The sequence below is a fragment of the Chryseolinea sp. T2 genome (genome assembly GCF_037203685.1).
Classification (GTDB): domain Bacteria; phylum Bacteroidota; class Bacteroidia; order Cytophagales; family Cyclobacteriaceae; genus Chryseolinea.
In genome coordinates, this window is record NZ_JBBCAU010000008.1 from 91,746 (window position 1) to 113,686 (window position 21,941).

18 protein-coding genes are annotated in these 21,941 nt (G+C 47.7%); 9 read left to right on the forward strand and 9 right to left on the reverse strand.

The window, feature by feature from the left end; all coding sequences use genetic code 11:
* Positions 1-27 precede the first annotated feature (27 nt).
* From accD to WBG78_RS23630, 5 genes are all read right to left on the reverse strand, one after another.
* On the reverse strand, positions 28-867 hold the full coding sequence (gene accD / locus WBG78_RS23610; protein WP_337328973.1) for an acetyl-CoA carboxylase, carboxyltransferase subunit beta: 840 nt from the start codon (positions 865-867) through the stop codon (positions 28-30).
* Between the two features lie 137 nt (positions 868-1,004).
* Positions 1,005-2,075 carry a class I fructose-bisphosphate aldolase gene (locus WBG78_RS23615; protein ID WP_337328974.1) on the reverse strand — a complete coding sequence of 357 codons (1,071 nt, stop codon included), beginning with the start codon at positions 2,073-2,075 and terminating at the stop codon, positions 1,005-1,007.
* 374 nt (positions 2,076-2,449) lie between these two features.
* Entirely contained in the window at positions 2,450-2,803 is a 354-nt protein-coding gene (gene rplS, locus WBG78_RS23620) for a 50S ribosomal protein L19 (protein ID WP_337328975.1), read from the reverse strand.
* Between the two features lie 85 nt (positions 2,804-2,888).
* Positions 2,889-3,575 (reverse strand): tRNA (guanosine(37)-N1)-methyltransferase TrmD, encoded by a 687-nt coding sequence (gene trmD, locus WBG78_RS23625; RefSeq protein ID WP_337328976.1) that lies wholly within the window; start codon positions 3,573-3,575, stop codon positions 2,889-2,891.
* Positions 3,576-3,766: 191 nt separating this feature from the next.
* Positions 3,767-3,931: a hypothetical protein gene (locus tag WBG78_RS23630; RefSeq protein ID WP_337328977.1), complete on the reverse strand. Its 165-nt coding sequence runs from the start codon at positions 3,929-3,931 to the stop codon at positions 3,767-3,769.
* On the opposite strand from WBG78_RS23630, the gene WBG78_RS23635 reads away from it, so the two are divergent.
* The 3 genes from WBG78_RS23635 to WBG78_RS23645 all read left to right on the forward strand — a co-directional run bounded on the left by WBG78_RS23635 (position 3,930) and on the right by WBG78_RS23645 (position 8,467).
* Positions 3,930-6,323, forward strand: coding sequence for an ABC transporter permease (locus tag WBG78_RS23635; protein WP_337328978.1), 2,394 nt, complete (start codon positions 3,930-3,932; stop codon positions 6,321-6,323). The two genes, WBG78_RS23630 and WBG78_RS23635, sit on opposite strands and share 2 nt — an antisense overlap.
* 134 nt (positions 6,324-6,457) lie before the next feature.
* A complete protein-coding gene (locus WBG78_RS23640; protein WP_337328979.1) occupies positions 6,458-7,348 on the forward strand; it encodes a helix-turn-helix domain-containing protein in 891 nt (296 codons plus the stop codon).
* Positions 7,349-7,444: 96 nt separating this feature from the next.
* Entirely contained in the window at positions 7,445-8,467 is a 1,023-nt protein-coding gene (locus tag WBG78_RS23645; RefSeq protein WP_337328980.1) for an aldo/keto reductase, read from the forward strand.
* Between the two features lie 215 nt (positions 8,468-8,682).
* Here the strand turns inward: WBG78_RS23645 and rimM are convergent, their stop codons facing one another.
* Together rimM and WBG78_RS23655 are read right to left on the reverse strand one after the other, a co-directional pair.
* On the reverse strand, positions 8,683-9,192 hold the full coding sequence (gene rimM / locus WBG78_RS23650) for a ribosome maturation factor RimM (RefSeq protein ID WP_337328981.1): 510 nt from the start codon (positions 9,190-9,192) through the stop codon (positions 8,683-8,685).
* A gap of 79 nt (positions 9,193-9,271) precedes the next feature.
* Positions 9,272-9,802 carry a 30S ribosomal protein S16 gene (locus WBG78_RS23655; protein WP_337328982.1) on the reverse strand — a complete coding sequence of 177 codons (531 nt, stop codon included), beginning with the start codon at positions 9,800-9,802 and terminating at the stop codon, positions 9,272-9,274.
* A 334-nt stretch (positions 9,803-10,136) separates the two neighbouring features.
* Between WBG78_RS23655 and WBG78_RS23660 the strand changes: the two genes are divergently transcribed.
* The 4 genes from WBG78_RS23660 to WBG78_RS23675 all read left to right on the forward strand — a co-directional run bounded on the left by WBG78_RS23660 (position 10,137) and on the right by WBG78_RS23675 (position 16,674).
* Positions 10,137-12,869: a 2-oxoglutarate dehydrogenase E1 component gene (locus WBG78_RS23660; RefSeq protein WP_337328983.1), complete on the forward strand. Its 2,733-nt coding sequence runs from the start codon at positions 10,137-10,139 to the stop codon at positions 12,867-12,869.
* A 54-nt stretch (positions 12,870-12,923) separates the two neighbouring features.
* Positions 12,924-14,486: a 2-oxoglutarate dehydrogenase complex dihydrolipoyllysine-residue succinyltransferase gene (odhB, locus tag WBG78_RS23665; protein WP_337328984.1), complete on the forward strand. Its 1,563-nt coding sequence runs from the start codon at positions 12,924-12,926 to the stop codon at positions 14,484-14,486.
* Between the two features lie 28 nt (positions 14,487-14,514).
* Positions 14,515-15,912, forward strand: coding sequence for a dihydrolipoyl dehydrogenase (lpdA, locus tag WBG78_RS23670; RefSeq protein WP_337328985.1), 1,398 nt, complete (start codon positions 14,515-14,517; stop codon positions 15,910-15,912).
* Between the two features lie 72 nt (positions 15,913-15,984).
* Positions 15,985-16,674, forward strand: coding sequence for a DUF6090 family protein (locus WBG78_RS23675; protein ID WP_337328986.1), 690 nt, complete (start codon positions 15,985-15,987; stop codon positions 16,672-16,674).
* Positions 16,675-16,680: 6 nt separating this feature from the next.
* On the opposite strand, the gene WBG78_RS23680 is transcribed toward WBG78_RS23675, so the two are convergent.
* A complete protein-coding gene (locus WBG78_RS23680) occupies positions 16,681-17,883 on the reverse strand; it encodes a lipoprotein N-acyltransferase Lnb domain-containing protein (RefSeq protein ID WP_337328987.1) in 1,203 nt (400 codons plus the stop codon).
* Between the two features lie 72 nt (positions 17,884-17,955).
* Between WBG78_RS23680 and WBG78_RS23685 the strand changes: the two genes are divergently transcribed.
* The gene (locus WBG78_RS23685; protein ID WP_337328988.1) at positions 17,956-18,963 is read left to right on the forward strand and encodes an SPASM domain-containing protein; all 1,008 of its coding nucleotides are present in this window, start codon (positions 17,956-17,958) and stop codon (positions 18,961-18,963) included.
* A 108-nt stretch (positions 18,964-19,071) separates the two neighbouring features.
* Here WBG78_RS23685 and WBG78_RS23690 read toward each other — a convergent pair whose 3' ends face one another.
* On the reverse strand, positions 19,072-19,248 hold the full coding sequence (locus tag WBG78_RS23690) for a FeoB-associated Cys-rich membrane protein (RefSeq protein WP_337328989.1): 177 nt from the start codon (positions 19,246-19,248) through the stop codon (positions 19,072-19,074).
* A 224-nt stretch (positions 19,249-19,472) separates the two neighbouring features.
* Between WBG78_RS23690 and WBG78_RS23695 the strand changes: the two genes are divergently transcribed.
* Complete coding sequence (locus tag WBG78_RS23695; RefSeq protein WP_337328990.1) at positions 19,473-21,875, forward strand: ABC transporter permease; 2,403 nt, start codon at positions 19,473-19,475, stop codon at positions 21,873-21,875.
* The last annotated feature ends 66 nt before the right edge of the window (positions 21,876-21,941 follow it).

Sequence of the window (21,941 nt, forward strand, 5' to 3'; positions counted from 1 at the left end):
CTGGTGCAATGACAATTTCGAACTCGCTTACTGAAGCATTTTCAGCAGTGTGGAAAGCCGCGATTTGAGGTTCCGGCGATCGACGATAAAGTCGAGGAAGCCGTGATCCAGTACAAACTCGGCACTTTGAAAACCTTTGGGAAGGTCTTTGCCGATCGTTTCGCGGATAACGCGGGGACCTGCAAATCCAATCAACGCACCAGGCTCCGCTATATTAAAATCACCAAGCATAGCATAAGAAGCAGTAACGCCGCCGGTCGTAGGATCAGTTAACAATGAGACATAAGGAATGCCTGCCTGATCCAGCTGCGCGATCCGTGCACTGGTCTTAGCCATCTGCATCAGCGAGAGGCCAGCTTCCATCATACGCGCACCACCTGATCTCGAGATCATCAGAAAAGGTTTCTTATTCTTGAGACTGTGGTCCATGGCACGGGCAATCTTTTCACCTACAACGGAACCCATAGAGCCTCCGATGAAGCTGAAGTCCATGCAGGCGATCGTGATGTCGAGACCATTTATTTTACCATACGCAGTGCGTACAGCGTCCTTCAATCCGGATTTCTCCTGGGTCTCTTTTATACGCTTTGGATATGGCTTTGTGTCTTTGAACTTCAATGGATCTGCTGACTCCATGTTGACATCAAGCTCGGTGAACTTGTTGTCGTCGAACAATACTTCAAAGTATTCTTCAGAGCCGATGCGTACGTGGTAGTTCTCTTCGGGCACGACATACGCGTTGTTCTTCAACTCGCGCGTATGAACGATCTTACCGGATGGAGATTTGAACCAAAGTCCGTCGGGAACTTCACGCTTCGACTCGGTTGGAGTCAAAATTCCCTTGTCACTGCGTTTGAACCATGACATGTGTGAAACAGTATTTAGTATTTAGTCCTGAGTCCTTAGTCCTGAGTTTGGTTATTAGTATTTATAGTCAGGAGTAAAACTCAATTATAAATACTACGAACCACTCAGGACTAAGGACTAAGTACTCAGGACTATAATTACGCTACGTCAATTGCATTATCCAGGTATACGTCCTGAATTGATTGCAGGATCTCTACACCTTCTTTCATCGGACGCTGGAATGCCTTACGACCCGAAATGAGGCCCATACCACCAGCGCGCTTGTTGATGACGGCTGTACGTACTGCATCCGCCAGATCGCTGTCTCCTTTGGATTCGCCACCTGAGCTGATCAACCCTGCACGTCCCATGAAGCAGTTAGCAACCTGGTAACGGCAAAGATCGATAGGGTGATCAGTAGTTAGTTCGCTGTAAATTCGCTCATCAAGCTTACCGTAGCTGCTGCCACCAGTGTTGAGGGCTTTGTAGCCACCGTTGTTAGTAGCAAGCTTTTGCTTGATGATGTCCGCCTGGATAGTTACACCGAGGTGGTTAGCCTGACCGGTAAGATCGGCAGATGTGTGATAATCAACGCCATCTTTCTTGAATGCGTTGTTACGGGTATAGCACCAGAGGATAGTTGCCATGCCGAGCTTGCGTGCTTCTTCGAACGCTGCCGACACTTCCTGGATCTGGCGTGTTGAATTGTCTGAACCAAAGTAGATAGTAGCACCAACTGCTGCTGCTCCGAGATTCCATGCATCGCGTACTGAACCGAACATGATCTCATCAGCCTTGTTAGGATAAGTGAGCAACTCGTTGTGGTTGATCTTTACGATGAAAGGAATCTTGTGCGCATACTTACGTGATACAATGGCAAGAGCACCAAATGTAGTAGCCACTGCGTTGCAACCTCCTTCGAGAGCAAGCTTTACAATGTTTTCGGCGTCAAAGTAAATTGGGTTCTTGGCAAACGATGCACCGGCACTATGTTCAATGCCTTGGTCGATCGGAAGGATTGAAAGGAAGCCCGTGTTAGCGAGACGTCCTGTTCCGAATAACAGCTGCAGGTTTCTCAACACCTGAGGGCTGCGATTGCTGTTGATAAAGATCTTGTCTACGAAATCGGATGAAGGCAGGTGAAGTTGATCCTTCGAGATGGTTTTGCTTTTGTGCTTCAGCAGATAGTCAGCCTCTTTACCAAGAAGCTCTGCGATGTTTCGTGCCATAATTGGTTTTTTGTGCGAGGGGACAAAGTTATTAATTATTTGATTTTATGCTAACTACAGAATATTTCGTCCGTGCCGTGCCATTGCAATCGTATACAGTTTGTCGGAACGAGCATTTTTCCAAATGAAGACGACTTTGAAGGCAGAGATTTTTTCTAAGTCAACTCGCTAATTTTTCGGTTTCAACAGGAGCGTCATCCATGACAATCAGGCAGAAACAGGCCTGGCGCTTGCAAGGCTTTCATGCAGGTGATTAGCCATAAACAGGTGAATAGGGCATGTAACCTGAGATGTGACTTCGAACGAAACCGATACCAAACAAAAAAGCCATCGGCCTGGTGGCCAATGGCTTCCTATGAAAATGCTTTCTATGCTTAGATCTTCTCCTTGATACGGGCAGCCTTACCTTGCTTGCCTTTCAGGTAATAGAGCTTCGCTCTTCTTACGCTACCTGACTTTAACACTTCGATCTTATCGATCGTAGGAGACACCACAGGGAAGATACGCTCAACGCCAACTCCGTTAGACACCTTCCGGACAGTGAATGACTCACCATTCGTTCCACCGCCTTTGCGCTGGATTACAGTGCCTTGAAATTGCTGGACACGCTCTTTATTACCTTCTTTGATCTTCACGTGAACGTTCACGGTATCGCCTGGCTTAAATGCTGGCTGGGTTTCACGAACCTTTGCGAATTCTTGTTCTACGAGTTTAATGAGATCTGCCATAACTCCGATGGTTTCAAAATTGGACTGCAAATGTAGGGAAAGAATTGATATTTGGGAAACGCAATCCTGATACTTTGTGAACTATTCACAAATCGCCCTTTTTGAGCAGTTCAGGCCTCTTTTTCCGGGTTCTTTCGAGCGACTGCTCGTGTCTCCAGGCCTCAATTTTGGCCTGATGACCCGACAGCAACACGTCCGGAACCTTCCAGCCCTTGTATTCAGCGGGTCGGGTATAAACGGGCGGCGCGATGAGATCGTCCTGAAAGGAATCGCTAAGGGCCGATGTCTCATCAGACAGTACCCCGGGGATCAGGCGAATCACGGAATCGGCTATTACGGCCGCAGCCAGCTCGCCCCCGGACAAAACGTAATCCCCGATACTGATCTCCCGGGTCACCAGGTGTTCTCTTACCCGTTCATCAACGCCCTTGTAATGACCACATAAGATGATGAGGTTTTGCTTGAGACTCAATTCGTTGGCCATAGATTGAGTCAGACGTTCGCCATCAGGACTCGTATATATAATGTCGTCGTACTGCCGTTTTGCCTTTAATGCCGTGATGCAATTGTCGATGGGTTCGATCAGCATCACCATGCCGGCACCTCCTCCAAACGCGTAATCATCCGTTGTCCGGTGCTTGTTAGTAGCATACGCCCTCAAATCAATAATGTCCACCTCTACAATGCCCTTTGACTGAGCACGTTTCAAAATTGAATCGGAGAACGGGCTGGCCACAAGATTTGGGAGGCAAGTGATTATGTCGATGTGCATCGGATCGTTCTTTAAGGCCGCAAGCTAACGCGAAAACGGCATATGCCAGGCGTCGAGTGTTCAATTCGTCGGAGGCCGGATGCTGATACAATTGCAGCCGGGATTTATCGCTGTAACATCCAACGATCCTGACCGTCTAAGTTCCGGATTTGATTGGCAACAGATATGGCATGGTAACGGACGACCTATGTTCAATACTGTACATCGCCCAGCACGTGAACAGCGCGGAATGCTATGGAGACAATCCATTTCCCAACGGCACAATTCTTGGCAAACAAGAGAACAAAAACAGATACCTTCAAGTAACCACCGCCTTCGGGCGAAGTATTCACCAGCGACCCTTCAACAAAAACCATGATCAGGAACTACTTCGTGACGTCACTGCGTAACATCCGGCAGAGCCCTCTGTACGCATTTATTAACATCTTCAGCCTCTCGGTTGGACTGGCGGCATGTATCATCATTTACCTATTCATAAAGGACGAGCGAAGTTTCGATGCTTTCCATTCGCAGAAGGCGCAGATCTACAGGCTTGATGAAGTTCAGAACTTCACCGGCACCAACGTGCAGAAGGTTGCTTTATCGATGCCTGGCATGGGCCCCAACCTTGCAAGAGAATATCCCGAAGTGCTGAACTATGCTCGTTTCATGTGCCGTCCCAAACAACTTGTGGCACGTGACGATAAGCAATTTCTCCTGCCTTACCTCGCCACCGTTGACAGCACCTTCCTCGACATCTTTGACTTCCCTGTTCTCCAGGGCGACCGTTCGAAAGCACTCGACGAACCTTATTCAATGATGGTGACCGAGTCTACCGCCCTCCGGTTTTTTCCAACGGTCGACAAGGCCATGGGCGAATCGCTGAAGTTCAGAGACAAGGAATATAAGATCACCGGCATTCTTAAAGACGTTCCCGAGAACTCGCACATGCAGTTCGATGCTCTGGTGTCGATGACCACCATCACAAGCGAAGAGAAGCAATTCAATGATCGCTGGGGAAGTAACTTTCTGAACACCTATCTGGTGTTGAACCCAAATACTGATATACACGCATTGGAGGAAAAGCTTCCTGCATTCCTTCGTCGTCACATGGACAACCCCGACATCAACAAAGCCTATGTTCTCTTCTTACAACAACTGGAAGACGTTCATCTTGCTTCAACTGATATCGAGCACGATTATAACAATTATCGAAAGTTCAACGGGTCTTACCTGGGCGTGTTCTCGATCGTTGGCATTTTTATTCTGATCATTGCAGGACTCAACTTCATGAACCTGACAACCGCGAGGTCATCACATCGCTGGAAGGAGATCGGCGTACGCACCTCCATTGGAGCAAAGAAGTTTCAACTGTTCAGCCAGTTCATTTTTGAATCAACCTTGCTTGCTGTCTTTGCATTGATGATGGCTGCGTTGATCAACCTCATCTTCATACCTGTTGTGAATACGCTGATAGACCGGCATTTGTCGCTGACGACGCTGGTGACGGAACCTTTGAACATTATCTACCTGATCGGAGTGACGCTGGGCCTCGGACTACTCACCGGCATCTACCCGGCATTTTATATGACGTCGTTCCCGGCGTCGAAGATTTTGAAAAGCGCGCAGGCAAGCGGACGCTCTCTCTTTCGTAGTAGCCTGGTGGTAATACAGTTCGGACTTGCGCTCGCCATGATCGTCAGTACCCTTATCGTTGTGCAGCAATTGACATATATGAAGAACCGTGATCTCGGTTTTAATAAAGACCAGATGATGCTCATCGACATGAATGGGGAAGCCAATCAGAAATTTGAGATGCTGCGGACGGAGCTCAAGCGTAACACTTTAGTTAAAGGCGTAACGGCCAGCGGTCAGAGACTCGGGGAGAACTTCCATCAATCTGGATTTAAGGTGAAGGCTGATACCGGAGTATTTTCAATCACACCGTCGAATGTCAATGTCGATTACGAATATCTCGATGTGTATGGCATCAAGATGAAAGAGGGACGGAGCTTTTCAAAATCGATTCCCACTGATAAAGACATGGCCTTCATTATCAATGAGTCGTTTGCCAAGGAATTGGGATTGAAGGAAACAATTGGAACACAGGCCGGTCACGGCTGGTATCATAACGATTCACTGGGAACAATTATAGGTGTAGCGAAAGATTTCAACTTCAATTCGCTGCATTACAAGATCAACACGTTGCAGATGTCGGTTCATCCCGAATGGGGCTACGATGAGATGTCTGTAAAGATAGACGGAAGTCGTGCAGAGGAAGCCATTGCTTTCATTAAGCAGACGTGGGAGAGCAACATCAACTATCCTTTTGATTATTCATTCCTCGACGATCACTTTGAACGATTGTACAGATCAGACAAACAAATGAGTTCTGTTGTTACAATTATGGCTGTACTGGCGATCCTGATCTCATGTATGGGGCTATTTGGACTCGCGGCCATTACTACAGTGCGAAAGACGAAAGAGATCGGCATTCGAAAGGTTTTGGGGGCGACCGAGGCGGAGATCACTATACTGCTGTCAAAGAATTTCGCGCTGCTCATTGCTATAGCATTTGTGATCGCGAGCCCGGTAACTTATTGGCTGCTGCTGAAGTGGCTTGATGGCTTTGCCTACAGGGTAGAAATCAATCCACTGCTCTTTGTTCTGGGTGGAGTATTGGGTCTGGCGATTGCGCTGGCGACTATCAGCTATCACACGATCCGCTCTGCAATGGCAAATCCGGCCAGATCTCTAAAGTACGAATAGTGTAGTATAAACAGCGCGCCGGCCAGGATGGCGGCTGAGAACCCGTAAACGATCGATAAGCCAGGAAAGGCACTATACAAGTTTGAAGGAACCTGACGCTGGTGAACATGCTTTGATTTTCATAGTTTTATGGCATGTCATCAGCGATTAATTTCCCTTCGGTAGTGGCTTGCCTGATGGATCCTCAGGCACCACAACAGCAGGTCCGTGCTCAAAAATTCGAACGCACTGGCAGCAAAATACTTCCCTATAGCCGCCGGGACTACTACAAGATCTGGATTACGATGGGTGCCGGAAGCATCAGCTATGCAACGGAAACAGTGGAGATCAATCAACCTGCTTTGATCTTTTCGAATCCACTTGTTCCCTATGCCTACACGAGTCTTGAGCCTGCCGGAGGATACATGTGCATCTTTACGGAGGATTATCTAAAGGTTCATGGTCGAACGGAAAGTTTACAGGAGTCGCCGTTGTTTAGGATTGGCGCTAAGTCTGTTTTCTTCCTCGATGAGAAGTTGCTGGCTTCTGTTTCGGGCATATTCGACAAGATCATTTCGGAGTTGGAAACCGAGTACACATATAAACATGATCTCGCAAGAAATTATGTGAACCTCCTCATTCACGAGGGTCTGAAATTAGAGCCGGCGCTTGCGTCATACCGCTACCACAGCGCCTCAGAACGTATCGCGAGCTTGTTTCTTGAATTGCTTGAACGTCAGTTTCCGATAGATTCTTCGCATCATGCGCTCCGTCTAAAGAAGGCCAGCGACTATGCTCACAGCTTATCTGTACACGTGAACCATCTTAATCATGCCGTGCGTGCTGTTACAGGAAAGTCCACTACGAAGCATATCGCCGACCGTATCGTGACCGAGGCACAGGCACTTCTTCGTCACACAGACCTCACGATTGCTGAGATCGCCTATGCTCTGGGCTTCGACTACCCCAACTACTTCAATAACTTCTTCAAGAAATCAACCGGCCGAACCCCGCTTTCCATCCGGAAAGAACCATCGATACTTTGATTTTTATACTTTTTACTTTGATAGTTGCACCGTAGCAGCCTCTGCTCACTGATAATTTTGTTCTCATTAACATGATGAACTAAAAGGAATCCATTTATGAAGTACAATTTATTAGGACGCACCGGCCTGCTGGTGTCGGAGTTGTGTTTGGGTACGATGACTTTCGGTGGCAAGGGAATGTTCAAAGTTATCGGTAGTCAGGGTCAGGGAATTGCAGATGAGCTGGTCAGGAAATCAATTGATGCAGGTATCAATTTCATCGATACAGCAAATGTGTATTCAGAAGGCTGGTCTGAAGAGATTACCGGCCAGGCTATACGTAATGTCGGGCTCAACCGACATCAGCTTGTACTGGCAACGAAGGTAAGAGGTACGATGGGAGCAGGCCCGAATGAAAAGGGTCTGACGCGCGCGCATATCATGCACCAGGTGGAAGAGAGTCTGAGAAGGTTAAACACGGATTATATCGACCTCTATCAGATGCATAGCTATGATCCCTTAACACCTATTGAGGAAACAGTTCGCACTTTTGATGATCTGGTTCGAAGCGGCAAAGTTCGTTACGTGGGGGCATCCAACGTTGCAGCGTGGCAGCTCATGAAGGCGTTGTCTTATGCAAAGCACAATAACTTCGAGCCGTTCGTTTCGCTTCAGGCATATTATACCATTGCCGGTCGTGATCTGGAGCGGGAACTCATTCCCTTACTGAATGATCAGAACGTAGGACTGATGGTCTGGAGCCCATTAGCCGGAGGTTTTCTCAGCGGCAAGTACAAGAGGAACGCGACAGGCGAAGAAGGTCGCCGTACCGCGACATTCGATTTTCCTCCATTGAATAAGGACAGGGCTTTCGATGTTCTCGATGTGTTGACGCCAATGGCAGCCGCTAAGAACGCAACAGTGGCTCAACTGGCTCTTGCCTGGCTACTGCATCAAAAGGCTGTCACCACAGTGATTATTGGTGCTAACAAACTGGAACAACTTGATGATAACCTCAAGGCAACCGACATCAAGTTTTCAACTGAAGAACTTAGTCAGTTAAATGAAGTAAGTAAACTTCCGATGGAGTATCCGGGATGGATGTTTGAGCGGACGGGATATGACCGGAAGAAAGAATAGTCTTTAGTCCTGAGTCTTTAGTCCTGAGTATTGGTTTATTAGTAGTTTTAGTTCTTTAGTATTGGCATTAGTAGTGTGTAGGTCTTTAGTACTGCTATTCAGTAGCGCAGTTCGTAAGTATTGGAAGGAGTAGTTGGCCTCAGAATAAACTACTCAAAGACTATTTTCAAACTACAAACCAAGCTCAGGACTCAGGACTAACTACTCAGTACTACTTACATATCAAGGTAGCCATCGGGCAGCTCGACCGTGACCGTTTTCTTCGACTTATTAATAGACTTGATGAAGGGGCCGTTCACGGGTATAAGTACTTCCTTGTCGTTGTGTTCGACGGCAATCAGTTTGTTCGGGCCTGCGTCAATCATCTCTCTGATCTTGCCGAGAGTGCCCAATGTTTGATCTGTAACAATGAAGCCTACGATTTCATCGTCGTAGAACTCTCCTCTTCCTAATTTAGGGCGAAGGGATTTTTGAAGGTGTAGTGATTTCCCGACGAGACCTTTGGCCTGTTCAAGTGAGTCTACATCTTCCAATTGGATCAGGGCGCGATCTCCTTTCAGCGAAAGCTGCTTTATAAAGTAAGGAATCAATCGGTTGTCCAGTTCAATGAAGAGTGCGTTGAAGTCTGCCTCGGGCAAATCAGCACTGATCACACAAGTAAGCTCGCCTTTGAGGCCGTGCGTACGCTGAACGAAGCCAATCTGAAAGCAATCTTCTTTTAGCATCTGTGATAAAACGTATCAAAAGAAAAATGCCAGTGCACCTAAATGCACTGGCACCATTTTACTATGGGCAAAGTAATTCTTAAGCCTGTTCTGTTGCTTCGGCAGCAGGAGCTTCTCCTTCTGCAGGGGCTGCTGGTGTTGCAGCTTCGGCAGCAACCTGTTGCTTCTTGCGGATGGCCTCAGCACGCGCTTCGCGAACTTTGGTTTCTGCAGCCTTACGTGCTTTAGCATCTGCTTCTTTAGAGGCAGTTGCCTTGCCTTTCTTGGCGTCGATTTTCTCGGTCTTGTCTTTCAACCAAGCAGCCAGTTTGCTGTCTGCCTGATCCTGAGTGATAGCGCCTTTGATAACACCGATCTGGAGGTGTTTCTTCAGCATGATGCCGCGGTATGACAGCATCGCTTTAACCGTGTCAGAAGGCTGTGCGCCATTCATCAACCAGGTGAACGCTTTATCATCGTTCAGTTCGATTGTTGCAGGTACGGTAAGGGGATTGTAAGTCCCGATCTTTTCAATGAATCGCCCATCGCGTGGAGCTCTGGCGTCGGCTACGACTACATCGTACAGTGCCAGTTTTTTGCGGCCTCTGCGGGCCAGTCTGATCTTAACCATTACGTTAGTTTGTTAATTACGTGGATCTCGTCCAATTTTTAAAGGCTGCAAAGTTAAGGCTTTTTTGAGAATTGAGAATTGAAAGTTGAGAATTGACAATTTAATTGGGCTGCGTCGGGTCAACAACCGGGCACCAGAACGACGAAATTTGCGTTAACAGGCTATCCTCCTGCCCGTGCGCGGAAACACCTCAAGGAATATTTTCTGAGACAGAAAGGCCAATAGAAGGTTAAAACGGCTGAAATCGAGGGCAAGTGGCGAACATTCGGCCAAGCGAGTACGCAATTTTTTAATCTTCAGCGCCTTCTATACCTTTGGCTACTTTTTAAAAATCATGGATAATTACTCATATATATCGAATGCAGACGTAGGATACCTCGATCAGCTCTATCAAAACTACAAGAAGGATCCCGCCTCTGTCGACATCACCTGGCAAAAGTTTTTTGAAGGCTATGACTTCTCCAGCCAGCGCTACGGTGACAAGACCAACGGAAACGGTGTAAAAACCGATGACTCGCTCTCCATTAAGGAAACACAGGTTCGAAACCTGATCTTTACCTACCGCTCTTTCGGACACCTCCAGTCAAAGACAAACCCTGTTCGTGAGCGCCGGAATCACCACGTCAACTTCGACCACAAGAATGTCGGTCTTACTGACGCCGATCTGGACACAGAATTCGATGTAGGGGCGGAAATCGGTATGGGCCGCGCGACCCTCCGCAAAATCATTGAACGCCTCAAGACAGTATACCTCGGCGCCATTGGCGTTGAATACAACTTTATACGGAACGATGCTGTCAGGGCATGGTTCTTCGAGAAATTTGAAAAGGAATGGGTGAGCTACAGCCCAAGCCTCGAGGAGAAGAAGGGCATTCTCACCAAGCTCAATGAAGCAGTGGTGTTTGAGAACTTCCTTCACACGAAGTTCCTCGGACAAAAGCGATTCTCCCTTGAAGGTGGAGAGAACACAATTCCCGCCCTTCAAACCATCGTCAATAAAGCTGCAGAGCTTGATGTGAAGGAGGTCGTAATAGGTATGGCCCACCGCGGTCGCCTGAACGTGCTTTCAAATATACTCGGCAAGACCTATGAACAGATCTTCACAGAGTTTGAAGGAAACGTGAGCCCGGAACAAACAATGGGCGATGGTGACGTGAAGTATCACCTGGGTTATTCAAGTCACATCAAGACGCCGTCCGGCAAGAAGATATATCTGAAGCTTTCTCCGAACCCGTCTCACCTTGAAGCAGTTGATCCGCTTGTGATTGGATATACACGCGGACAGATCGACGACGAATATGGAGGAGACCTGACGAAAGGTATGGCCATCCTTATTCACGGCGACGCGGCCGTAGCAGGACAGGGTATAGTTTATGAACTCCTGCAGATGTCAGGTCTCCCTGGATATACGACGGGTGGAACGATTCACTTTGTCATCAACAACCAGGTAGGTTTCACGACTGATTATGACGATGCACGTACCAGCATTTATTGTACGGACATTGCCAAGATCGTTGATGCTCCTGTATTACACGTGAATGGGGATGATGCTGAAGCAGTAAGCTTCGTTTCCAAAGTAGCAGTTGAATACCGTCAGAAATTCAAACAGGATATCTTCATCGATCTCCTTTGCTACCGTCGTCACGGTCACAATGAAAGTGATGAACCGAAGTTCACGCAGCCGAAACTCTATAACATCATTGCCAAGCACGAGAACCCGCGCGAGATATACGTGAAGAAACTTGTGGAGCGTGGTGATGTGGATGCGGCACTGGCCGATGAGATGGATAAGAACTTCAGGAACCAGCTTCAGGACCGCCTCAATGAGGTGAAACAAAAGCCGCTTCCTTATAAGCCTCAGAAGATCGAGGAGGAGTGGGAACAAATGCGTTGGGCTAAGCCGGAGGATTTCGATAAGTCACCGGACACCGCGATCAAGCAAAGCGTTATTGATGCAGTAGGCAAGGCGTTGATCACGATTCCGGAAGGATTCAAACCACTGAAACAGATTGAGAAACTGTTGAAAGACAGGAGTGCAGCTTTCTTTGAAACAAAAGAACTCGGCTGGGCGGAAGCAGAACTTCTTGCTTATGGTTCGCTTATCCTGGAGAAGACACCTGTGCGTATGTCAGGACAGGATGTTCGTCGCGGAACGTTCTCTCACCGTCATGCATATTTCTTTGATGCCAATACCAACGAGCCGTATTGCGGCTTGAACAATATCGAGAAGGGACAGCAAAAGTTCAGCATCTATAACTCTCTGTTGTCTGAGTTTGGTGTACTTGGTTTTGAATATGGCTACGCCATGTCAACTCCCCGCGCATTAGTATTGTGGGAGGCGCAGTTTGGTGACTTCGTTAACGGTGCTCAGGTAATCATCGACCAGTTCTTATCCAGCGCTGAATCGAAATGGCAGCGCATGAATGGCCTGGTAATGCTGTTGCCTCACGGATATGAAGGTCAGGGACCGGAGCACTCGAGCTGCCGTCCTGAAAGATTTCTTCAGTTGTCGGCTGAGTACAACATGATCGTTACGAACCCGACGACGCCAGCTAACTTCTTCCATTTGATGAGACGCCAGGTAACGTGGCCATTCCGTAAGCCATGCATCGTGTTCTCGCCGAAGTCATTGCTTCGCCATCCTGCTGTAATATCTCCGGTCAAGGATTTTACATCAGGAACCTTTGAAGAGGTACTTGACGATGCGAACGTATCAGCTAAAGAAGTGAAGCGCGTCGTGTTGTGTTCAGGAAAGATCTATTACGATCTCGCAGAGACACAACAGAAGAAGAAGATCAAGGACACAGCGGTCGTTCGTCTTGAGCAACTTCATCCTTTCCCTGAAAAGCAATTGAAGGCGGTGTTGAAGAAATACAAAGATGCCAAGTTGGTTTGGGCTCAGGAAGAGCCTGCTAACATGGGTGCTCTTTCCTATATACTTCGCATGATGCCTAAGTATGAGCTCGAAGTTGTATCGCGCAAGGCCAGCGCTTCGCCGGCAACAGGATACTCAAAGGTTCATAAGATTGAGCAGGAGAAACTGGTAAACAAAGCATTTGAAATATAATAGTGGCAGGCCCGTTGAATGACGGTGCTTGTGTACATAATAAAATTATAACTAATGGCAGTACAAATTAAAGTCCCCGCGGTTGGTGAATCTATCACAGAGGTCACCATCGCCAACTGGTTGAAGAAAGATGGTGATGTAGTGAAGATGGATGAAGTAATTGCAGAGCTTGAATCTGATAAGGCAACTTTTGAACTGACGGCGTCAAGTGCTGGTGTGCTGAAGATCGTGAAGCCGCAGGGCACAACGGTTCCCATAGGCGAGGTGCTTTGCGAGATCGATCCTAACGGAGCGGCCGCACCTGCCGGGAAAACTGCAGCAGCACCGGCGGAAACGAAAGCCGCGGCGGCAGCACCTGCAGCAAAGCCGGCGCCCGCAGCTGCACCTAAGGCAACAGGTGGAGTGAAGGAAATGAAGGTTCCTACTGTAGGGGAATCGATTACTGAAGTGACGATTTCAACGTGGCTCAAGAAGGACGGTGATCTCGTTAAACTTGATGAGATCATTGCTGAAGTAGAATCAGACAAAGCAACTTTTGAGTTACCTGCTGAAGCGACGGGCATACTGCGCATTGTAGCTAAAGAGAAAGAAACACTGCCTATCGGTGGCCTGATATGTAAGATTGAGATCACTGACGGAGCTGCTGCGCCGGCTACAGATGGCAAGCCATCTGATCAGGCTGCCACAGCCCCCGCCGGCGACAAATCATATGCAGCGGGTCATCCTTCACCTGCTGCTGCAAAGATTCTGGATGAGAAAGGTATTGCTGCTAACAACGTGGCGGGTACTGGTGTAGGTGGAAGAATCACAAAAGATGATGCACAGAACGCGCAGGCTCCTGCCAAGCAACAGGCTCCGTCGAAGGATACCAAGGCGCAGACTCCGTCCGGACCTCCGGTAATTACCTCAGGTGGTGGAAGGAATGTCCGCAATGAGAAGATGACTTCGTTGCGCAAGACCATCGCGAAACGACTCGTGTCTGTAAAGAACGAGACTGCGATGCTTACTACTTTCAACGAAGTGGACATGAAGCCAGTAATGGATCTTCGTTCCAGGTACAAAGATCAATTCAAGGAGAAATATGGCGTGGGCCTCGGCTTCATGTCGTTCTTCACGAAGGCAGTTTGTGCCGCATTGAAGGATTTCCCTGCCGTGAACGCATCCCTCAATGGAGATGAAATCATTTATCACGACTACTGTGATGTCTCGATAGCTGTTTCAACGCCCAGAGGTCTCGTTGTGCCGGTGATCCGCAATGCGGAATCACTTTCGTTCAATCAGATCGAGGCAGAAGTTATTCGCCTCGCGACACGCGGACGCGATGGCAAGCTTTCAATAGATGAAATGACAGGCGGAACGTTCTCCATCACCAATGGTGGTGTGTTCGGTTCGATGTTGTCGACACCAATCCTGAACCCGCCTCAATCGGCCATCCTCGGTATGCACAATATTGTTGAGCGTCCGGTGGTGAAGAACGGCGAAGTGGTGGTTAGACCTATCATGTACGTCGCTTTGTCGTACGACCATAGAATTATCGATGGAAGGGAATCGGTGAGCTTCCTTGTTCGCGTGAAGGAACTGCTTGAGGATCCGGGAAGATTGATCCTCGGTGTCTGATTCCACTTATCTCAACTAAAAACTTACCATGCAATACAACGTCATTGTTATAGGGTCAGGCCCCGGTGGATACGTGGCGGCCATTCGCTGCGCACAACTGGGATTCAAGACGGCCATCGTTGAAAAGTATAAGACACTGGGCGGTACCTGTCTTAATGTTGGCTGCATTCCTTCAAAGGCATTACTTGACTCATCAGAACATTTCATCAATGCCAAACAACATTTCAAAGAGCACGGCATCGAAATCCCCGAGCCGAAGCTGAACCTTGGGCAGATGATCAAGCGCAAGGGAGAGGTTGTGAAAGCAAACGTGGATGGCATTGCCTTCCTCATGAAGAAGAACAAGATCGACGTTCATACGGGCGTTGGATCTTTCGTCGATAAGAACACGATCAAGGTTACTGCTGAGGACGGCAAGGAAACGACACTGACCACTGAAAAAGTGATCATTGCTACTGGATCGAAGCCGACACCGCTCCCTTTTGCACCATTCGATAAGAAGAGGATTATTTCCAGCACGGAAGCACTTGAATTGAAGGAATTACCGAAGCATCTCATCGTCATCGGTGGTGGTGTAATTGGTATGGAACTCGGCTCTGTTTTCGCCCGCGTTGGTTCAAAGGTTACAGTTGTTGAGTTCCTCGACAGCCTTATCCCAACCATGGATGGCACCATGGGCAAGGAGTTACTAAAGGTTGCCAAGAAGCTGGGCATCGAATCTTACCTCGGACACAAGGTCACTTCGGTCGAGAGCAAGGGTGACGAAGTAACTGTGAAAGCTGAAGGCAAAGATGGAAAGTCGATTGAGCTCAAAGGCGATTATTGCCTTGTGAGCATCGGACGCCGCCCTTATACTGATGGCCTTGGTTTGGATAAGATAGGTATTGAGACGGTAAAGGGCCAGATCCAGGTAGATGATCACCTCAAAACCAAAGTAGATAACGTATACGCTATTGGCGATGTGGTTCGCGGTGCAATGCTCGCTCACAAAGCTGAAGAAGAAGGTGTATATGTAGCTGAAACAATGGCGGGACAGAAACCCCATGTTCATTACAACCTGATTCCTGGTGTTGTGTATACATGGCCTGAAGTTGCCAGCGTAGGTTATACGGAAGAGCAATTAAAAACACAGGGCAAGGCATATAAGGTAGGTAACTTCCCTTATAAGGCGTTGGGTCGTGCACGCGCGAGCGGCGACACTGACGGACTTGTAAAGATACTTGCTGACAAGACTACTGATGAGATCCTCGGTGTTCACATCATTGGCGCGCGTGCTGCAGATATGATTGCTGCTGGTGTTACGGCGATGGAGTTCAGGGCATCTGCTGAGGATGTGTCGCGGATGTCACATGCGCACCCGACCTACATGGAGGCCGTGAAGGAAGCTTGTCTGGCAGCCACGGCGAACCGGCCGATACATATGTGATGTATGAATGGAGGTTAGGCAATTCTAATTGCGTTTTATTATATTGACTAATAACGCATCGCCACCCTCCACATGGACAAAGCACGAATTCTGAGAATCACAGTTTTAGGTATTGGTCAGTCTGTTCTAATCATTGCCAGCGTTCTAATTGCTGCGTGGGTTGAGAATCTAAGAGAAGAACGTCAAAACCGTGAGATGGGCAGAAGTCTCCTAAGCGAAATGCTTCGGGAGCTAAAGGACGATGCGGCCAATTTAAACAGAGATCTTCCCTCTGTAAACAAACAAAGCGCAGCTGCGAACCGAATGGTGAGCGCCCTGGTGACGACTCGCGTGCCGGATGATTCTATAAGGAGAATCATTGCCCGTCTTAATTACTACAACGCTTATCAGTTTCACTCGGCAACCTTTGAGACATTCAAGTCGGTTGGTTTCAACTTAATTGAAAATGATAGTCTGCGGATAAGAATCATGCAGTTTTATGAGTTTAGAGAGCAACGAACGATCAATCTTGCTCAAGTCAGCTATGACCAGGTTTTCAATTATTATGTTCCAATACTACACGAACATTTTAAAGACTTTTCAATGAATGAGGGCGCTACTCCGGTATCCGTTGAGAAGCTGGCGCATAACAACAAAGTCATAGAGTTTTTTCGTGTCTGGCGCGATTTACTTGAAGTAGAATATCTTGATTCTGGCACCATTCTTCAGCAAACTAAAGATTTGATCAATATGCTGGAGAAAGAACTAGCAAAATACCATTAGCTAATCCTACAACATCATCTCCTTTGCAATACGCGCTCTTGTGTAAGCGCCTCGTTTTCTAAGCACAAACTGAATGTAAGAACGCACCATCAGCGCGGTTGCTAATGGTATGAGTGCTGTGTTTAATTGTTGTGGAAGGAAGAACCAGCCAATAATCAACGCCAATTGTATCAATGCGGTTAAAAGGAAATACCATTTCAGCCAACGGGGTTGTGCGATCATGGCAAAGACTGCAATTAAGTGTGTAGGCAGTGCCCAGATCAGGTTAAGGTTATCGGCTGCGGCCTTGTGATCGGTAAAGAACCATAACAACAACAAAATAATGCCGATGAAGCCAGTAACTCCAAATAGTAATGCATCAAACCATGTCGACAGCTGTTGTTTTGAGAAGTCGCGGCCGGCGAGTACCAATGCGATCAGGGCAATCAGTCCCATCACATAAATTGGATGCGGTATCCATGATGCTGGAAAGGGCTTCGCTTCGTAAACAACACGCTTCTTGCCCACCAGCGGAACCGTTGCGCTATCATTCATTATCGTGGCATGATCGAATCCTGATTCGATATATGCGGGCAGATACATGTATTGATACGGAGTGGCTACCCGATCGATGGGCATGCCCTGGCAAATATCAATTCCAAGATTTCCCCAGGGATATGACTTTGCATAAAGATCCTTCAGCTGGCGGATTGTGTACTTAGTACTGATGTACGAGCCATCAAATTTTACGCTGTCGCCGAACACCTTTACAAATGCATCGCGAACACGGGTCGCACAATTGTCGTAGTAGGGATCGTACCAGTAGGCGCGGTTTGCAGGCATCGAGTTCCACACGAGGAACTTGTAGAGTCGTTGACGCTGATCTAATGTGAGGTTGAGCGATTGTTCATGCAGAAAGCGATTGTCTTCGATGTACGACTGCTCGAAGTATTGATAGTCGTACGCACCGAGCAGGTAGTTGTTGGAACCGCGGGCGAAGTCCAGGTAGAAATTTGGTTGGGCAAAATCGAATACGCCGTAGTTGAATACGTAGTCGACACCCAATGACCGATCAACCATGCGGATGGCACTGTGACCAAAGGCGAGATATACGGGACCAGGATCCGGGCCGCAGGTGATGATTGAGAATTTCGAACTGTCTGTCAGGTGCTGGCCGTATCCGAAACTGAAGATGAGGGCTGCAACCAGGCTAAATAGGAAGTTCTTCATGACCTAATATCACTGCAAGATAAGGCAGTTTCCATAACCCGACTGCCGAAAATCTGATTACTTTGCCCTCGCATGGTTGCGCAACTTCGAGACTCGTGGAATTTGGCGAAAGGGCTCACTGCAGAGCGTATGGCGAATGGTGCGCGAATCTGGTCCAGTTATCAGTATTCGCGTTTGCGGGGCCGGCCGACTATTGCGGGATTACCTCTAAGTATATCCATTGAGCCCACAACATCGTGCAATCTCCGGTGCCCTGAATGCCCCAGTGGTCTAAGGTCGTTTACCCGCGCAACGGGTATGCTGAAGCAGGATCTTTTCGCGAATGTGATCGATCAGTTAGCTCCCACACTGAATTATCTGACGTTTTATTTTCAGGGTGAACCGTATTTGCATCCGGGCTTTCTGGATATGGTGGGATATGCATCTAAAAAGGGCGTGTATACAGCAACGTCAACCAATGGACATTATCTGAAGGATGAATCGGCGAGAGCAACTGTTGAGTCTGGTCTTGATCGATTAATTATCTCTATCGATGGAACGACGCAGGATACTTACGAGTCTTACCGTATTGGCGGAAGTCTCGAGAAGGTGCTCGAAGGTGCGTCGCGGGTAATACATTACAAGAAACTGCTGCGAACGCATACCCCCCACGTTATGTTTCAATTTTTGGTTGTGAAGCCCAATGAACATCAGATCGGAGATGTTCGCGCGCTAGCAAAGAAGCTCGGTGCCGATGAGCTTGTGTTGAAAACTGCGCAGATATACAATTATGAGAACGGCTCCGATCTCATACCTGATGATGATCGGTATTCGCGTTACCGGCGGAAGGACGATGGAACGTACGAGATCAAGTCGAGGTTTTTGAATGAATGCTGGCGGATGTGGCAGGGATGTGTGATCACGTGGGATGGGAAAGTGTTGCCTTGCTGCTTTGATAAGGATGGAGCTTATGCGATGGGCGATTTGAAGACGACATCGTTTCGTGACATCTGGTATGGGGAGAAGTACAATGAATTCAGAGAGTCATTGTTTCGTTCGAGGGCGGAGATTGAGATGTGCAGGAACTGCACTTCGAATTGATAATTTACAATTGATAATTGATAATTGGGGAGGCGGCTTCGCCGCCTTTGTGCGAATCGGTGGGGTTCGAAGTTCAAATCAATGTTCTTGATTCGAAGATAAGACAACTCAGAACTTCTCGTTCTTGCGGATCTGGGCTTCGATCTTGTTCAGATCGATTGCTCCGCATTTGCCGCAGCCGGAAGCGCAGCCTGTTGACTTGGCCTTGAAGCTTTGATACAATATCCTTCCCAGGTAGCCAACGGCACCCACGAAAAGCAATCCGACCAATAGCTGCTGAACCATAGCTCAAAAATAACGCATTTCAACGGCATCCCGTTCGTTCCTGCCGTCTTTTACTGGAGCCTGATGATCGGAACCGGACACCACTTTTTCGATCCGAACAGCAAAAACGACCAAACCTAACTATCCAAAGTTCGTTTCTAAAACGGAATCGCCTCTTTTTCGGTTAACGATCAAGTGGCACGATCTTCAATACTAAACCGGGAATCCGGAAAAACCCCTTCGTTATGTTCAGGAACTATCTCAAGACCGCCTTCAGGAACCTTCTACGCGAAAAGAGCAGCGCTGCCATAAACATTGCAGGCCTCACTCTTGGAATCACTTGCAGCCTCGTGCTTTTTCTCCTGGTGAATTATATGTCGAGCTTCGACAACTTCCAGTCTAAGCGCGACCGCATCTATCGGGTGGTGCATCAGTCGGAAGGAAACAACGGTACCGACTACACGTCGGGGATACCTTCTGTGTTGCCCGATGCTTTCAAACTCGACTTCCCGGAAGCTGAAGAAGTTGTGTTTACTTCTTACCGGTCCAACAGCACTATCATTATTCCTCAACCAGACGGAACCATCAAACCATTCAGCGCTGAAAGAGGAACGGTATTTACACAATCCAACTTCTTTAAAGTGTTTGATCGGGAGATTGTTACGGGTGATAAGCAACACGGACTTGACAATCCAAATACTGCAATCATATCACGGAGATCGGCAAAGAACTATTTCGGACGGGAAGATGTGCTTGGCGAAGTTGTGCGCTTTGATAAGAATGAATACACGATCACAGCGGTGATGGCCGATCCGCCTAATAACACAGATCTTCCATTTGATTTGATGTTATCCTATAGCACGATCAAAAAGCAAACCGAAGAACATGGATGGAACAGCATCTGGAGCGACGAGCATTGTTACTTTCTTTTGAAGGAGAGTGTTTCAATTCAAACGCTCGAAGCTCGCATGCCTGACTTTTTCACTAAGTATCTCGGCAAAGACAATAAAGGAAAGGCAGCGTTCACCATTCAACCATTTACGGATATTCATTTTGACGATCGCTATGGAACGTATACATATGATACAGTAAGTCGCGCCACATTATTGACATTTGCTGCCATTGGAATAATTCTGATTGTTACGGCATCTATCAACTTTATCAACCTTGCAACGGCGGAGGCCATCAAACGCTCGAAGGAGGTAGGTATACGCAAGTCACTGGGTAGCACAAGAGGTCAGCTCATTCGTCAGTTTCTTGGTGAGACTACCATTGTTGTCGTCATTTCTATGCTCCTTGCCCTTGGGGCGGCACAACTTGCCATCACGTATGTCAATCCGTTCATGGAGGTGAGTCTTTCACTTGACTTTGCCACCAATCCATGGCTTTGGATATTTATTGTGGGAGTGACAGTCAGTGTTGCATTGCTGTCGGGGCTGTACCCGGCGCTCGTTGTGTCAGGGTATAATCCAGTTATGGCGTTGAAGAATCTTGTTGGCAATAAGAACTCATCGGGATATGCCTTGAGACGCGGACTTGTTATTACCCAATTTGTCATTTCACAGTTCTTCATTTTTGGGACCATTGTTCTCATTTATCAGATGAAGTTCATGAATGCAAAAGACCTTGGTTTCAGAAAGGATGCCGTGTTAATGGTACCCATACCGTTATCGGAGGAAGTCGGACCGGGAAGTGCGCCAAGCAAGATGCTTACGCTTCGTGATGAAATGTTGCGTGTGCCTGGTGTAAACGCAGCAAGCTTAAATGGTTCTGCTCCATCTTCGGGAAATGTTAACGGCACTAATTTCAAAATGGCCGGCACAGAGCGTGATTATGAAACGCAGGTGAAACAGGTCGATGGTAACTATATACCGTTGTTTGATCTGAAGCTTGTCAGCGGAAGAAATCTCGATGATCTGGATACAGCCAATGGCTTCGTTGTAAATGAAAAGCTGTGTGAAGTAGTTGGCGTTACGCCAGACGATATGGTCGGCAAGGTCATCCATATGTGGGGTAAGGACCTTCCTGTTGTAGGCGTATTGAAGAACTTTCACACCGTCTCACTCGAGAATCCAATTGAAGCAACCATCCTGTTGAACCGTCGGGCGAGATATTCTGTCCTCGCGCTACAGATAGATCTTACCAGGACGCAGTCGATTATCGACGCTCTTAAACCAAAGTGGGAAGCTGCCTATCACGAATCAATATTTGAGTACGATTTTCTCGACAGCCGCATTCAGCAGTTTTATCAGGGCTATCAACGGATGTCGATCATGCTCAGTGTATTCTCTGGCATTGCCATTTTCATAGGATGCCTCGGTCTGTTCGGATTGGCGACGTTCCTCTCCAATCAAAAGACGAAAGAGATCGGTGTGCGGAAGGTCATGGGTGCATCTGTGGAAAGCATCGTGTATTTGTTCTCGAAGGAATATCTCAAGCTGATCGGAATTGGATTCCTCATAGCGGCTCCCATAGCGTGGTTCGTGATGGGTAAAGTTCTTGAGAATTTTGAATATCGCATTAACATCAGTGCATGGATCTTCGCAGTCGGATTTGTCGCCACCATTGTTGTGGCATTATTAACGGTGGGCTACCGGTCGATCAGGTCGGCCGTAGCGAATCCAGCTACCGCGCTGCGATCGGAGTAATCCGGGAGCGACCGTGAATTGATTTAAGAATAGCTGTATGGAGTGGTGCCCGTTACGCCGTCGAGG

Coding starts and splice junctions, on each gene's coding strand:
- WBG78_RS23640 (WP_337328979.1), top strand. CDS start 6,458: ATGTCATCAGCGATTAATTTCCCTTCGGTAGTGGCTTGCCTGATGGAT.
- rplS (WP_337328975.1), bottom strand. CDS start 2,803: ATGGCAGATCTCATTAAACTCGTAGAACAAGAATTCGCAAAGGTTCGT.
- WBG78_RS23655 (WP_337328982.1), bottom strand. CDS start 9,802: ATGGTTAAGATCAGACTGGCCCGCAGAGGCCGCAAAAAACTGGCACTG.
- WBG78_RS23685 (WP_337328988.1), top strand. CDS start 17,956: ATGGTTGCGCAACTTCGAGACTCGTGGAATTTGGCGAAAGGGCTCACT.
- WBG78_RS23615 (WP_337328974.1), bottom strand. CDS start 2,075: ATGGCACGAAACATCGCAGAGCTTCTTGGTAAAGAGGCTGACTATCTG.
- accD (WP_337328973.1), bottom strand. CDS start 867: ATGTCATGGTTCAAACGCAGTGACAAGGGAATTTTGACTCCAACCGAG.
- WBG78_RS23680 (WP_337328987.1), bottom strand. CDS start 17,883: ATGAAGAACTTCCTATTTAGCCTGGTTGCAGCCCTCATCTTCAGTTTC.
- WBG78_RS23630 (WP_337328977.1), bottom strand. CDS start 3,931: ATGGTTTTTGTTGAAGGGTCGCTGGTGAATACTTCGCCCGAAGGCGGT.
- lpdA (WP_337328985.1), top strand. CDS start 14,515: ATGCAATACAACGTCATTGTTATAGGGTCAGGCCCCGGTGGATACGTG.
- WBG78_RS23635 (WP_337328978.1), top strand. CDS start 3,930: ATGATCAGGAACTACTTCGTGACGTCACTGCGTAACATCCGGCAGAGC.
- WBG78_RS23660 (WP_337328983.1), top strand. CDS start 10,137: ATGGATAATTACTCATATATATCGAATGCAGACGTAGGATACCTCGAT.
- WBG78_RS23675 (WP_337328986.1), top strand. CDS start 15,985: ATGGACAAAGCACGAATTCTGAGAATCACAGTTTTAGGTATTGGTCAG.
- WBG78_RS23690 (WP_337328989.1), bottom strand. CDS start 19,248: ATGGTTCAGCAGCTATTGGTCGGATTGCTTTTCGTGGGTGCCGTTGGC.
- rimM (WP_337328981.1), bottom strand. CDS start 9,192: ATGCTAAAAGAAGATTGCTTTCAGATTGGCTTCGTTCAGCGTACGCAC.
- WBG78_RS23645 (WP_337328980.1), top strand. CDS start 7,445: ATGAAGTACAATTTATTAGGACGCACCGGCCTGCTGGTGTCGGAGTTG.
- WBG78_RS23695 (WP_337328990.1), top strand. CDS start 19,473: ATGTTCAGGAACTATCTCAAGACCGCCTTCAGGAACCTTCTACGCGAA.
- trmD (WP_337328976.1), bottom strand. CDS start 3,575: ATGCACATCGACATAATCACTTGCCTCCCAAATCTTGTGGCCAGCCCG.
- odhB (WP_337328984.1), top strand. CDS start 12,924: ATGGCAGTACAAATTAAAGTCCCCGCGGTTGGTGAATCTATCACAGAG.